This window comes from Desulfoferrobacter suflitae, assembly GCF_022603395.1.
GTDB lineage: Bacteria > Desulfobacterota > Syntrophobacteria > Syntrophobacterales > Syntrophobacteraceae > Desulfoferrobacter > Desulfoferrobacter suflitae.
Genome location: NZ_JAIBKA010000007.1, coordinates 72744 through 87290, shown reverse-complemented (window position 1 = coordinate 87290; position 14547 = coordinate 72744). Strand labels below are relative to the sequence as shown.

At 54.4% G+C, this 14547-nt stretch carries 12 protein-coding genes; all 12 read left to right on the top strand.

Annotation, left to right across the window (positions count from 1 at the left end):
• The first annotated feature begins 100 nt into the window (after positions 1-100).
• The 12 genes from rpoB (at position 101) to rplV (ending at position 14457) form a co-directional block, all read left to right on the top strand.
• The gene (gene rpoB / locus K1V27_RS13425) at positions 101-4213 is read left to right on the top strand and encodes a DNA-directed RNA polymerase subunit beta (RefSeq protein ID WP_258930540.1); all 4113 of its coding nucleotides are present in this window, start codon (positions 101-103) and stop codon (positions 4211-4213) included.
• 46 nt (positions 4214-4259) lie between these two features.
• A complete protein-coding gene (locus K1V27_RS13420; protein WP_309574015.1) occupies positions 4260-8537 on the top strand; it encodes a DNA-directed RNA polymerase subunit beta' in 4278 nt (1425 codons plus the stop codon).
• Positions 8538-8685: 148 nt separating this feature from the next.
• Positions 8686-9057, top strand: a complete 372-nt coding sequence (gene rpsL / locus K1V27_RS13415) for a 30S ribosomal protein S12 (RefSeq protein ID WP_258930539.1) — start codon at positions 8686-8688, stop codon at positions 9055-9057.
• Between the two features lie 93 nt (positions 9058-9150).
• Entirely contained in the window at positions 9151-9621 is a 471-nt protein-coding gene (gene rpsG / locus K1V27_RS13410) for a 30S ribosomal protein S7 (RefSeq protein ID WP_258930538.1), read from the top strand.
• A 125-nt stretch (positions 9622-9746) separates the two neighbouring features.
• Positions 9747-10940: an elongation factor Tu gene (gene tuf / locus K1V27_RS13405; RefSeq protein WP_258930537.1), complete on the top strand. Its 1194-nt coding sequence runs from the start codon at positions 9747-9749 to the stop codon at positions 10938-10940.
• Between the two features lie 74 nt (positions 10941-11014).
• Complete coding sequence (gene rpsJ / locus K1V27_RS13400; RefSeq protein ID WP_258930731.1) at positions 11015-11323, top strand: 30S ribosomal protein S10; 309 nt, start codon at positions 11015-11017, stop codon at positions 11321-11323.
• A 44-nt stretch (positions 11324-11367) separates the two neighbouring features.
• The gene (gene rplC / locus K1V27_RS13395) at positions 11368-11994 is read left to right on the top strand and encodes a 50S ribosomal protein L3 (RefSeq protein ID WP_258930536.1); all 627 of its coding nucleotides are present in this window, start codon (positions 11368-11370) and stop codon (positions 11992-11994) included.
• A 46-nt stretch (positions 11995-12040) separates the two neighbouring features.
• Positions 12041-12664, top strand: coding sequence for a 50S ribosomal protein L4 (gene rplD / locus K1V27_RS13390; RefSeq protein WP_258930535.1), 624 nt, complete (start codon positions 12041-12043; stop codon positions 12662-12664).
• Positions 12661-12954: a 50S ribosomal protein L23 gene (locus tag K1V27_RS13385; protein WP_258930534.1), complete on the top strand. Its 294-nt coding sequence runs from the start codon at positions 12661-12663 to the stop codon at positions 12952-12954. The genes rplD and K1V27_RS13385 overlap by 4 nt, the downstream gene beginning before the upstream one ends.
• A gap of 36 nt (positions 12955-12990) precedes the next feature.
• Positions 12991-13818, top strand: coding sequence for a 50S ribosomal protein L2 (gene rplB, locus K1V27_RS13380; protein ID WP_258930532.1), 828 nt, complete (start codon positions 12991-12993; stop codon positions 13816-13818).
• A 19-nt stretch (positions 13819-13837) separates the two neighbouring features.
• Complete coding sequence (rpsS, locus tag K1V27_RS13375; protein ID WP_258930531.1) at positions 13838-14125, top strand: 30S ribosomal protein S19; 288 nt, start codon at positions 13838-13840, stop codon at positions 14123-14125.
• Positions 14125-14457: a 50S ribosomal protein L22 gene (gene rplV / locus K1V27_RS13370; RefSeq protein WP_258930730.1), complete on the top strand. Its 333-nt coding sequence runs from the start codon at positions 14125-14127 to the stop codon at positions 14455-14457. The genes rpsS and rplV overlap by 1 nt, the downstream gene beginning before the upstream one ends.
• The last annotated feature ends 90 nt before the right edge of the window (positions 14458-14547 follow it).

The following is a 14547-nucleotide window of genomic DNA, read 5'->3' as shown; positions in this document are numbered from 1 at the left end:
TTTCCGATTTTCCATTTTTTTAACGGCGCGGTTTTCTTTGTGTTTTTGCAGATTCCACTACGGGTTGAATCCATAATCTAGTTTAGTTGCAGGAGTGGACATGGCAACGGCTTTAACCCATGAATATCGGGTACGCAAGAATTTTGGCAAGATCCAAAACATCATCGATATTCCCAATTTGATCCAGATGCAAAAGGAAAGTTACAGCAACTTTCTGCAGTTGGATGTTGCTCCCGGGGCAAGAGAAACCAAAGGGCTCCAGGAAGTGTTCAAAAGCGTATTTCCCATCGAGGACTTCAGCGGCACTGCTTCCCTTGAATTTGTCGAGTACAGTTTTGGACAAGTGAAATATGACGTTGACGAGTGCCTCGCCCGCGGCATGACCTATGAGGCTCCGGTTAAAATTGTGGTGCGCCTGGTGGTCTACGACGCCGATAAGGACACCGGCGTCAGATCCATTCGAGACATCAAAGAGCAGGAAATTTATTTCGGAACGCTCCCCCTGATGACCGATCATGGGACCTTTATCGTCAACGGCACCGAGCGCGTCGTCGTGAGTCAGCTGCACCGATCTCCGGGCATATTTTTTGACCATGACCGGGGCAAGACCCATTCCAGTGGAAAGATACTCTACTCCGCGCGCATCATTCCATTACGCGGCTCCTGGCTGGACCTCGAGTTCGATCCCAAAGACATTCTGTATGTGCGCATCGACAGGCGGCGGAAATTTCCCGCAACGGTGCTGTTGCGCGCCCTCGGGTTTACCGCCGAAGAGCTCCTCAACTATTTTTACCCGAGCGAAAGACTCTTTCTGGTCGATGAAAACCTGTCGGAAAAGGAACTCAACCCGGATATTCTCGTGGGCAGCCGGGCCTCTGAGGACATTCCCCATCCCGAAACGGGTGAAGTGATCATCAAGAAAAACAGAAAGCTCGGCAAGCAGACCCTCAAACGGTTGCAGGACCTTGGAATCCAGCGTCTTCCCATGAAAACCTCAGGCCTGATTGATCAAGTGCTGGCGCAGGACATCATCGATTACAGCAGCGGGGAGATCATCGCCGAGTGCAACGATTCGATCAGTGAAGAGTTGGTGAGCGAGCTGTTGGAGCGCGGCATCAACACCATCGAAGTGCTGCACCTGGAAGGGCAGGATGTCAGTCCGTCGTTTCGCAATACTCTTCTATTGGACAAAGTCAACTCGCAAGAGGATGCTCTCATCGAGATTTACCGCCGTTTGCGACCGAGTAACCCGCCGACATTAGAGGTGGCCACAGAGTTTTTCAACAATTTGTTTTTCAGTCCCGATCATTACGATCTTTCCGAAGTGGGACGTTTGAAGCTCAATTTGCAGATGGGCCTGGATGTGCCCCTTGATGAGCGCACTCTGCGCCGCGAAGACATACTCGTAGCGGTACGCCATCTCATTCGTTTGAAGGATTCCCAGGGGCCGGTTGACGACATTGATAATCTGGGCAACAGGCGGGTGCGTGCCGTTGGTGAACTGTTGGAAAATCAGTACCGCATTGGCTTGGTGAGGATGGAGCGGGCCATCAAAGAGCGCATGACGCTGCAGGAAGTGGAAGCACTCATGCCTCACGACTTGATCAATGCGAAACCGGTTTCGGCGGTGGTTAAGGAATTTTTTGGTACGAGCCAGCTCTCCCAGTTCATGGATCAGACGAACCCGCTGTCGGAAATCACTCACAAGCGCCGCTTGAGTGCTCTGGGTCCGGGAGGATTGACCAGGGAGCGGGCCGGCTTTGAGGTTCGGGACGTGCACCCGACACATTATGGGCGCATCTGTCCTATCGAAACCCCGGAAGGTCCCAACATTGGTTTGATCGTATCCCTTTCGACGTACGCTCGGGTCAATCCGTACGGGTTCATTGAGACACCCTATCGCAAAGTCGACAGTTCCACGGCCAGCAAGGAAGTGAGTTATCTCACCGCCATGGATGAGAAGGATTACCCCATAGCTCAGGCCAATGCCCCCCTGGATGAATCGGGCCGCTATGTCAGAGAGCAGGTTTCCGCCCGGAAGGCTGGCGAATTCGTCATGGTGCCGCCGAACGAAATCAGTTTTATGGACGTCTCGCCCAACCAGTTGGTGAGTGTTTCCGCTTCGCTGATCCCGTTTTTGGAGCATGATGACGCGAACCGTGCGCTGATGGGCTCGAACATGCAGCGTCAGGCCGTTCCCCTCATCAGCACCCGGGCCCCCCTGGTGGGCACGGGCATTGAGCGAATTGTGGCCAAGGACAGCGGGGTTACGGTAATCGCCAAAAGATCGGGCGTGGTGGAATACGTCGATGCAACGCGCATCGTCATCAGGGCGACGGAAGAAGAGTTCGAACTGGGGGGTGCAGTAGACATCTACAAGTTGACCAAGTTTCAACGCTCCAATCAAAATACCTGTATCAACCAGAAACCTCTGGTGAAGCAGGGCAGCGTGGTGCGCAAGGGGCAAATCATCGCTGACGGTCCCTCCACCGACCATGGCGAACTGGCTCTTGGACGCAATGTCATGGTGGCCTTCATGAGCTGGGGTGGTTACAATTTTGAAGATTCCATCCTGGTGAGCGAACGGATTGTAAAAGATGATGTTTTTACCTCGATCCACGTGGAAGAATTCGAGGTTCTGGCACGCGACACGAAGCTTGGCAAAGAGGACATCACCCGCGACATTCCCAATGTGGGCGAAGAAGCCCTGAAAAATCTTGACGAAAGCGGAATCATACGCATTGGCGCCTATATCAAGCCCAACGACATACTGGTGGGAAAGGTCACCCCCAAAGGGGAATCGCAGTTGACTCCCGAGGAGAAGCTTCTGCGAGCGATATTTGGCGAGAAAGCGAGCGATGTCAAAGATACGTCGTTGCGTGTGCCCCCCGGTGTCGAAGGCATTATTATCGACGCCAAAGTTTTTTCCCGCAAGGGTACGGAAAAAGACGACCGCACCCGCATGATTGAAGATGATGAAATCGCCCGCATCCTCAAAGACCAGCGCGATGAATTGGATATCATTCGAAAAAGTGCAGTACGGCACTTGGGCAACCTGCTCAAGGGAAAGAGTGCGGAAAACGTCATTAAGGACGGAAGAAAGATCTATATCAAGAAGGGGGAAGAGTTCACCGAAGAGTCCCTCGGCAATCTTCCCAGTGCTTTTTGGGAACAGATAAGCGCCGCCAAAGACCCGGCACTGTCCATGGAAGTACAAACCATCACGGACAATTACCGGGAGCAGGTTGACCTGGTCAAATCCTTGTTTGAGGAAAAGATCAATAAGCTCAAACGGGGCGATGAACTGCCGCCGGGCGTCATTAAGATGGTGAAAGTCTATGTTGCGGTTAAACGCAAACTGCAAGTGGGTGACAAAATGGCGGGACGGCATGGCAACAAAGGCGTAGTATCCCGCATCCTGCCCATTGAGGACATGCCCTACTTTGAAGACGGCACCCCGATTGACATTGTACTCAACCCGCTGGGCGTTCCTTCCCGCATGAACGTTGGGCAAGTGCTCGAAACCCACCTGGGATGGGCGGCCAAGGCGTTGGGACAGCAAATCGCACAGCTGCTGGAAGAATACAAGGAACGAGAAACCATCCAGGAAAAGCTTAAACGCATCTACAATCAGTTTGAGTTCGCCCGCTATTTCGAGGATGCTTCCGATGGAGATCTGAGGGCTCTGATCGATGATTTCAAAGAGGGGGTGCACGTGGCTTCGCCCGTGTTTGATGGGGCGGAAGAAGACGAAATTTGTAGCTTTCTTGAAGAAGCGGGAGCTTCCAAGACCGGCCAGGCGGTGCTGTATGACGGGCGCACCGGTGAAAGGTTCGATCAGTCCATTACCGTTGGCGTTATGTACATACTGAAATTGCATCATCTGGTGGACGATAAGATTCATGCACGTTCCATCGGTCCCTATTCGCTGGTCACGCAGCAGCCGCTGGGAGGAAAAGCGCAGTTCGGCGGTCAGCGGCTGGGAGAAATGGAAGTGTGGACCATGGAAGCCTATGGAGCGGCGCACGCCCTGCAGGAATTTCTCACCGTAAAGTCGGATGATGTGGCCGGTCGCACACGCATGTACGAGAAAATCGTCAAAGGCGATAACACTCTGGAAGCCGGATTGCCCGAATCGTTCAACGTTCTGGTCAAAGAATTGCAAGCCCTTGCTCTCGATGTCAGGCTGCTGGAAGAAGAGGAAGGCAATTAATATCTTAAGGGCACTGCCCAATTAAAACAGTGACGAGGAGGTTCTTTTGAAAGAGCTTTATAGTCTTTTTCTTAAGCCTAAGGACCCATTGAATTTTAACGCTGTAAAAATAATGATTTCCTCTCCGGAGAGGATCCGGGAATGGTCCTATGGGGAGGTGAAGAAGCCGGAAACCATCAACTACCGAACCTTCAAGCCCGAAAGGGACGGGCTTTTTTGCGCTCGTATCTTTGGACCCATCAAGGATTATGAATGCAACTGCGGCAAATATAAAAGGATGAAGCACCGTGGAGTGGTGTGTGAGAAATGCGGCGTTGAAGTCATCCAGTCGAAAGTGCGCAGGGAGCGCATGGGGCATATTGAATTGGCTGCGCCGGTGGCGCACATTTGGTTTCTTCGCAGTCTGCCGAGCAAGATCGGGAACCTGCTGGACCTGACCCTGAGAGAATTGGAGAAGGTGCTTTATTTCGACTCCTTCATCGTTTTGGATCCCGGTGAAACACCGCTCACCGTGGGCGAGCTCCTCACCGAGGAAAAATACCGGCAGATGGTGCAGGAGTACGGAAGCGGTTTTGTTGCCGGGATCGGTGCGGAGGCCATCAAGCAATTGCTGACTACGCTGGACCTGGAAAAGCTCGCTGCGGAACTGCGCGAGGAAATGGTCAAGACCAACTCCATGGCCAAGCGCAAGAAGCTGGCCAAGCGCCTCAAAATCATTGATGCTTTCCGGGAATCGGAAAATCGCCCCGAATGGATGATCATGGACGTTATTCCGGTGCTGCCGCCCGACCTGCGGCCGCTCGTTCCCCTGGACGGCGGACGTTTCGCCACGAGTGATTTGAACGATCTTTACCGCCGGGTGATCAACCGCAACAACCGGCTCAAAAGGCTGATGGAGCTCAACGCTCCAGACATCATCATACGCAACGAGAAACGCATGCTGCAGGAAGCGGTGGACGTGCTCTTCGATAACGGCCGGCGCGGCAAAACCATTACGGGGGCGAGCAAGCGGCCGCTCAAATCCCTCAGTGATATGCTCAAGGGTAAGCAGGGTCGCTTCAGACAGAATCTCCTGGGCAAGCGCGTCGACTACTCGGGCCGCACCGTCATTGTGATCGGTCCCAATTTGCGATTGCACCAGTGCGGTCTGCCAAAAAAAATGGCTTTGGAGCTTTTTAAGCCCTTCATTTATAACAAGCTGGAAGAGAAAGGCTACGTCACCACGATCAAAGCGGCCAAGAAGATGGTCGAAAAGGAGCCGCCCGAGGTTTGGGACACCCTGGATGAAGTGGTGCGGGAGTTTCCCGTCATGCTGAACCGTGCTCCGACTCTTCACCGGCTTGGCATTCAAGCCTTCGAGCCGATTTTGATCGAGGGCAAGGCGATTCAGCTGCATCCGCTGGTCTGTACCGCTTTCAATGCCGATTTCGACGGCGATCAGATGGCCGTGCACGTGCCCCTTTCCATAGAGGCGCAGGCGGAAGCCCGCATCCTCATGATGTCCACGAACAATATCCTCAGCCCGGCCCACGGAGATCCCATTATTGTGCCCTCCCAGGACATCGTTCTCGGCATTTACTACATGACGCGGGAAAAACCGTTTGCCAAGGGAGAAACGCCCGTCTACCGCAGCCCCGAGGAAACAGCCAAAGCCGTAGCGGAAGGCAGGTATCCCATTTACAACAGCCCGCAGGAAGTGCGCAAACGATACGATGCTCAGGAGGTCGATTTACATGCCAGCGTAGCCGTTCGGTTCAAGACTTTTGCCAAGAAGGGCGGCGTTGTTAAAGAGGCGAACGAATCAATGATCGTCGTTCGCGATGGTGCGGGCCCGCGGGAGCAATACCACCTGAACGGGAAAAGCTGCGAGCGGCAAAGGGTTTTGGTTGAAGTGGGTGAGCCGATTGAAGAAGGACAAATGATTGCCGAAGAGATCGTGCGTACGACCGTCGGCCGCATTCTTTTGTCGGAAATCTTGCCCGAGGGGATTCCCTTTTCGGCGGTCAACCGGGTCATGAACAAGAAGGTTTTGGCACAGCTCATCGACCTATGCTACCGCACCGCGGGGGTTAAAGCCACCGTATTGCTGGCGGATCGACTGAAAGATCTGGGCTATCAGTTTGCCACCCATTCCGGAATTTCTATCTCCATCAATGACATGGTAATCCCATCGCGGAAACAGTTCATCCTCGATCAGGCATTTGAACTGGTGAAAGAAATTGATCGCCAGTACAACGAGGGTCTCATCACCGAGGGTGAAAAGTACAACAAGGCCGTGGACATCTGGGCCAAGGCCACAGAGGATGTGGCGGCCGAGATGATGAAGGAGATTGCGTCCACGGAAATTCGCAGCACTGAAGGTAAAGTCAGTGAGACCGAGGCGTTCAATTCCATTTACATGATGGCGGATTCGGGCGCTCGCGGCAGCAAGGATCAGATGAGGCAATTGGCCGGGATGCGCGGCCTGATGGCGAAACCTTCAGGAGAAATCATCGAGACCCCGATTACAGCAAACTTTCGCGAGGGCCTCACGGTTTTGCAGTACTTCATCTCCACTCACGGAGCTCGCAAGGGTTTGGCCGATACAGCTCTCAAGACAGCCAATTCAGGCTATCTGACGCGTCGCCTGGTGGACGTTTCCCAGGACATGATCATCTCGGAACATGATTGCGGGACCATTGACGGCATCGAGGTCGAAGCGTTGCTGGAAGCCGGTGAAGTCATTCAGCGTTTGAGTGAACGTATCCTGGGACGCATCGCGCATGAGGACATCATCGACCCGGTTACGGCGGAAGTCCTGGTACCTGCCGGCACGGAAATCGACGAGCAGCGCATCGCCGTGCTGGAGGAGGCGGGAGTGGAAAAGGTCTTCATTCGGTCGGCTCTGACCTGCCGCAGTGAGCGCGGCGTATGCGCGATGTGCTACGGGCGGGATCTCGCCCAGGGGAAGCTGGCGCAGATCGGTGAAGCCATCGGAATCATCGCCGCTCAATCCATCGGGGAACCGGGCACGCAGTTGACCATGCGCACCTTCCATATTGGCGGCACCGCCAGCAAGAGCATCGAGAGGACTTCGGTCACCAACCGCTATCCGGGTACGGTCCGTTTCGTCAACCTGCACACTGTGCGCAACCGCGAAGGCGATCTGGTCGCCATGAACCGCAACGGGGAAATCGCCATCGTCAGCGAAGCGGGGCGTGAGCGTGAGCGGTATGTGATCATTTACGGGGCAAAGCTGAAGGTGGAGGACGGTCAACCCATTGAAGCCGGGCAACTGCTGGCCGAATGGGACCCATTCACCACTCCGATTTTGACCGAAGTGTCCGGGGCAGTGAAATTCGGCGACATCGTCGAAGGTCAAACCATGCAGGAGAAGCTCGATCCGGTCACTGGAAAATCGAGCAAGGTGGTGGTGGAATACCGCGATTCGGATGTACGCCCGCGCATTTCCATCAAAGATACCAAGGGTAAGACGGCCAAGGTCGGTGATGGAGGACATGCTCGTTATTTCATGCCGCTTGGTGCGATCATTATGGTCAACGAAGGCGACCAGATTTTTCCCGGCGATGTCCTGGCGCGAATTCCGCGGGAGACCACCAAGACCAAGGATATCACCGGCGGCTTGCCGCGCGTGGCAGAGCTTTTCGAAGTGCGCAAGCCCAAAGAAAATGCAGTCATTACCGAAATTGACGGTATCGTCAGCTTCGGCAAGGACACCAAGGGCAAGAGAAAAGTCACCGTCACTCCGGAAGTGGGCGACCCCCGGGACTATCTGATTCCCAAGGGAAAGCACATCAGCGTGCATGAAGGCGACTATGTGCGGGCCGGAGAAGCACTCATGGATGGTTCGCCGAACCCTCACGACATCCTCACGGTTCTCGGGGAGAAAGAGGTGGCCAAATACCTGGTGGATGAAGTGCAACAGGTCTATCGCCTGCAGGGCGTCAAAATCAACGACAAGCATATCGAAGTCATTGTTCGGCAAATGCTCAAACGGGTGCGCATCACCGACCCCGGGGATTCTGAATTCCTCATGGGCGAACACGTCGAAAAGCCGATCTTTGAACAGGTCAATGAGAAGCTGCTCGAGCAGGACCTGCGTCCTGCTGCTGCTGAACCGCTGCTGCTGGGAATCACCAAAGCTTCGCTCAGCACCCAAAGCTTCATTTCGGCGGCCTCGTTCCAGGAAACCACCAAGGTATTGACCGATGCGGCAACGGCAGGCAAAGTGGACTATTTGCTCGGCCTCAAAGAAAATGTCATCATGGGGCGCCTCATACCGGCCGGGACCGGCCTGCGCAATTACCGCGAGCTGCGTCGATGAAGCCGGTAGTGGAGACGGTGTCGATTTCAATTAAAAGCTCTTGACAAAGATTTTTAGTCGGATTAAAAAGAGCGGATTTGAAAGTTATGGAGCTAGATAGATAACACCCTTTGTCAAGGGATTATGCAGCAAGTGGAGAAAAACAGACATGCCCACTATTAACCAGTTGGTTCGAAAGGGGAGACAGGAAGTCGGCAAAAAGTCGAGTACGCCTGCCCTGCAAAATTGTCCGCAAAAGCGGGGGGTGTGCGTGAGAGTTTATACGACGACTCCCAAAAAGCCTAACTCGGCGTTGCGCAAGATTGCCCGTGTCCGTTTGACTAACGGCATCGAGGTCACATCGTATATTCCCGGGATTGGCCATAACCTGCAGGAGCACTCAGTAGTCCTGATCCGTGGCGGCCGTGTAAAGGATTTGCCTGGTGTGCGCTATCATATCATCCGGGGCACGCTGGATGCGCTGGGGGTAGCCAACCGCAAACAGGGCCGTTCCAAGTATGGTGCAAAGAGACCCAAATAGGGGTGGCTACATATGTCTTCGGGGCCATGGCCTGAAGAGCGAGGCCATGGCCTCTCTTTTGTTCTTTTTTGATCCACTAGGTTGAGGGTTCGGATGCCAAGAAGAAGAGAAGTTCCCAAACGTGATGTTCTGCCAGATCCCAAATACAATAGCAGGCTGGCGGCTAAGTTCATAAACAACCTCATGCGGCGGGGCAAAAAAAGCCTGGCAGAGCAGATTTTCTACGGCGCGCTCGAGATGATTGAACAGCGTAGCAAACAAGATCCACTGGAATTGTTCCACAAGGCCCTTGACAACGTGCGGCCCATCGTCGAGGTGAAGTCCAGGCGAGTCGGTGGAGCTACCTATCAGGTGCCGGTTGAAGTTCGCTCAGAACGCAGGGATGCTCTCGCCATGCGTTGGATTATCGGTTATTCCAAGGGCAGATCGGAAAAAACCATGGTCCAGAAACTGGCCGGCGAGCTTCAAGATGCAGCTCAGAACCGTGGAGGCTCTGTTAAAAAGCGGGAAGATACCCATCGCATGGCCGAAGCGAATAAAGCTTTCGCGCATTACCGCTGGTGATCTGAGCGACAGGGAACCGCAACGGGTCTATCGCCTGCAGGGCAGTGCATACATAATGATGATACAGTGGGGAAGTTGCACAGGCAGAGTCTCCATCAGTTTTTGGATTTTGAGGAGGAAGTACGATGGCGAAGAAGAAGTATGAGCGGACGAAGCCTCATGTGAACGTAGGGACCATTGGTCACATCGATCATGGGAAGACGACGTTGACGGCTGCGATCACGAAGCAGTTGGCCAAGCGTGGGCGTGCGGAGTTCATTCCGTTTGATGCGATTGACAAGGCGCCCGAGGAGCGTGAGCGTGGGATCACGATTGCGACGGCGCATGTGGAGTATGAGACGGACACGCGGCATTATGCGCACGTGGACTGCCCGGGTCACGCGGACTACATCAAGAACATGATCACGGGTGCGGCGCAGATGGACGGGGCCATTTTGGTGGTGGCGGCCGATGACGGGCCGATGCCGCAGACGCGCGAGCACATACTTTTATCCCGCCAGGTCGGGGTTCCCTACATCGTGGTGTTTTTGAACAAGGTAGACATGGTGGACGATCCGGAGTTGATCGAGCTGGTGGAGCTGGAGCTTCGGGAGCTGCTGAGCAAGTATGGTTTCCCTGGGGATGACATTCCCATCGTGAAGGGATCGGCGCTGAAGGCGTTGGAATCGGATGATCCGGACAGTGCCGAGGCGGCGTGCATATTTGAGTTGATGGGAGCGATTGACGGCTACATTCCGGAGCCGGTGCGTGACATAGACAAGCCGTTTTTGATGCCGATCGAGGATGTATTTTCCATCAGTGGTCGCGGGACGGTGGTGACGGGCCGAGCGGAGCGGGGCGTGATCAAGGTGGGCGAGGAAGTGGAGATCGTGGGATTCAAGCCGACCTTCAAGACGGTTTGTACGGGTGTGGAGATGTTTCGCAAGACGCTCGACCAGGGACAGGCCGGAGACAACATAGGGGTATTGTTGCGCGGAGTGAAGCGGGACGAAGTGGAGCGCGGGCAGGTGGTGGCGAAGCCGGGGAGTATCACGCCGCACACCAAGTTCAAGGCGGAGGTGTACGTTTTGAAGAAGGAGGAAGGGGGGCGTCACACGCCGTTTTTTCCGGGATACCGCCCGCAGTTTTACTTCCGCACGACGGATGTGACGGGTGTGATGACGTTGCCCGAGGGGGTGGAGATGGTGATGCCCGGGGACAACATTGCGACGGAAGTTCATTTGATCACGCCGGTTGCATTGGAAAAGGAGCTGCGCTTTGCAATCCGTGAAGGCGGCCGCACCGTGGGCGCCGGTGTTATCACTGAAATTATTGAATGATGGATGGGCGCATCGATCAGATCGGCCCTGAATTGAAAAGACCAGCTCTTCGAGAATAGGAACGGCATATGATGATGACGAATCAGAGAATTCGCATCCGCTTAAAGGCGTACGACCATAAGCTGCTGGATCAATCGACCAGTGAGATTGTTGCCACGGCAAAGAAGACCGGTGCAAGGGTGGCGGGACCGATTCCGCTGCCGACCAAGATCCGAAAATTTACCGTCCTGCGATCACCGCACGTTGATAAGAAGTCCCGGGAACAATTTGAAATCCGCGTACACAAGCGCTTGATTGATATCCTGGAGCCTACTCAACAGACGGTTGACTCGCTAATGAAACTCGATCTGTCCGCCGGTGTCGACGTCGAGATCAAGCTTTAAGCTTTTAGGTGGATGTCCTTTGCTGTGAAAGTGAGCAAATAACCATGAAGGCAATTATTGGACGTAAACTGGGCATGACGCAGATTTTTGCAGAAGATGGCAGCGCGGTTCCGGTTACCATTGTCGAGGCGGGTCCGTGTATCGTCACGCAGGTGAAGACCCCCGAAAGAGACGGGTACTCGGCGTTACAAATCGGCTTCGGTACGCGCAAGGCCAAAAATATCAACAAACCGCTGCGAGGACACATGGAAAAGGCCGGCAAAGGCTATTTTCAGGTGCTCCGGGAAGTGCGCACGGATCAGCCCGGTGACTACCAGGTGGGTCAGGCGATATCAGCCGAGCTTTTTGAGATCGGCGAGCGCATCGATGTGATCGGCACCAGCAAGGGCAAGGGCTTTGCCGGCACCATCAAGCGCTGGGGCTTTAAGCGCGGTCCCTCCACCCACGGGTGCAAGAATGTTCGCGAACCTGGCTCAACAGGAATGGCGACCTTCCCGGGGCGCGTGCTCAAAGGCAAGCGAATGCCGGGGCAAAAAGGCAATAAGCGCATTACGACCATGAATCTGAAGATAGTCGACGTTCGTCCTGAACAGAATTTGATGCTGATCAAAGGCGCCATTCCCGGCTCCAGTAACGGGATAGTTTTCATTCGAAAGACCAATCGCGGCTAGTAGGCGGCGCCATAAAAGAATATTTCTGAAGAATTCGAGGATCACCATGCCAACTGTGGATCTGTACAATACGAACCATGAAGTCGTGGGGCAGCTAAACCTGAAGGACGAAATTTTCGCCGTTCCCGTTAACACGCACGTTCTCCATCAGGTGGTGCTCTACCAACTGGCCAAACGCCGAGCCGGCACTGCTAAGGTCAAGGGGCGCAGCGAGGTTGCCGGCGGCGGGCGCAAGCCGTGGCGGCAAAAGGGCTCAGGCCGAGCTCGCGCAGGCACTTCCCGTTCCCCCTTGTGGCGCGGTGGCGGAACGATTCACGGTCCGCAGCCCCGCTCCTATGAGATCAAGCTGCCCAAAAAAGTCCGCAAGCTGGCATTGAAGATGGCTCTGACCCAAAAGCTCCTGGATCAGGAGTTGAAAGTGCTTGACGAGCTCGCGCTGGAGCGCATCAAAACCAAGGATTTCGCCGCCGTGCTCGATCGGATGCAGCTTGATAAAACGCTTGTGGTTATCCCCGCGCAGAACGAAAAGGTGGAGAAGTCGGCGCGTAATCTTCCCCGCGTGAAGGTGTTACGCTCCGAGGGTCTGAACGTCTATGATCTGCTGAACTACCATGACGTGCTGATGACTCGGGAGACCATCGATAAGATAGAGGAGTCATTAGGATCATGAGTGACACAATCTACAAAGTTCTCAAACGCCCTCTGATAACCGAGAAGAGCACCATTGAAAAGGATCTGCATAACAAGCTGTTTTTCGAGGTGGCTCGTTCGGCCAATAAGATCGAGATCAAGCAGGCTGTCGAGCGGATCTTTAAGGTGGATGTGTTGGGAGTGCAGACTGTAAACATGAAGGGGAAGACCAAGCGGGTTGGGCGTCACATGACAAAGCACCCGGATTGGAAAAAAGCCATCGTCACCATTAAGCCCGGCCAGCGGGTGGAATTTTTCGAAGGCGTGTGATAAGCACTCCCTTTTGGCAATACGGAGAGGACACAGATGGGTATCAAAAAAGTCAATCCGAGGTCTCCTGGTCGTCGATTTCAGACCTATCCGACATTCGACGAAGTTACACGCGGTGAGCCTGAGAAGAGCCTGGTGAAACCGCTCAAAAAGAGCGGAGGACGAAACAGCTACGGGCGGGTAACCGTGTGGCACAGAGGCGGTGGACATAAACGCCGTTACCGGACGATCGACTTCAAACGGGACAAGGAAAACATTCCGGCGAAGGTCGCCAGTATCGAATACGATCCCAATCGATCGGCCAACATTGCTCTGTTGCATTACGTTGATGGTGAAAAACGTTATATTCTGGCGCCTGTTGGCCTCTCCGTGGGTGACGCGGTCATCACCAGTGCCGATGCGGACATCAAGCCGGGCAATTGCCTGCGGCTGCAGAATATCCCACTGGGAACGGTGGTGCACAACGTTGAAATGAAGCCGGGTAAGGGGGGGCAGTTGGCCCGTTCTGCCGGGGTGGGGACGCAGCTCATCGCCAAAGAAGGCAGGTACGCCATTTTGCGCATGCCCTCGACGGAAATGCGCATGGTTCCAATCGAATGCAAGGCCACGGTGGGTCAGGTGGGCAACATCGATCATGAAAATCTGTCCCTGGGCAAGGCGGGACGCAAACGCTGGCTCGGTCGCAGACCTCATGTCCGGGGAGTCGCCATGAACCCCGTTGACCATCCCATGGGTGGAGGCGAAGGAAGAAGTTCCGGTGGGCGCCATCCGTGCACGCCCTGGGGTGTCCCCACCAAGGGATATCGTACCAGGAAGAGCAAGCACAGCAGCAAGCTGATCATCCGCCGTCGCAAAAGCAAATAATGGCTAGGAGGAGAAAAAGGTGCCTCGTTCAGTAAAAAAAGGACCGTTCGTTGATGATCACCTGATGGAAAAAGTCATCAGGGCTAGAGACACTGGCGACAGGAAGGTTATCAAGACCTGGTCAAGAAGGTCCACCATTGTGCCGGAATTCGTTGGAATAACCCTCGCCGTACATAACGGTAAAAAGTTCATCCCCGTTTTCATCAGTGAAAATATGGTGGGGCACAAGCTCGGCGAATTCGCACCGACGAGAACGTTTTACGGACACGCTGGAGATAAAAAGTCGAGAGTTAAGGGGAAGAAATGATGGAAGTCAAATCCGTTAGCAGATTTTTGCGAGTTTCTCCGCACAAAGCGCGTCTGGTGGCCGATCTGGTTCGTGGCAAGGGGGTTGATGAAGCACTGACCATCCTGAAATTCACTCCCAAAAAGAGTGCGCGCCTTGTCAACAAGACATTGCGCTCTGCCATTGCCAATGCAGAGAGCACACAGATGATGGATGTGGATAACCTGTTCGTCAAGACCATCCTGGTGGATGAAGGGCCACGCCTGAAGCGTTGGCGCCCGCGGGCGATGGGGCGCGCCACGCGAATTCTCAAGCGCACATCGCATGTGACTGTTGTCCTGGCGGAAATGTAGCCGCGGTTGCGGAGCAGTACGGTGGGCTAGGCCTGTGTCAACTTATTCGGCTGGAGAACTGTTCGATCATTCGAAACTAATCAGTCAGTC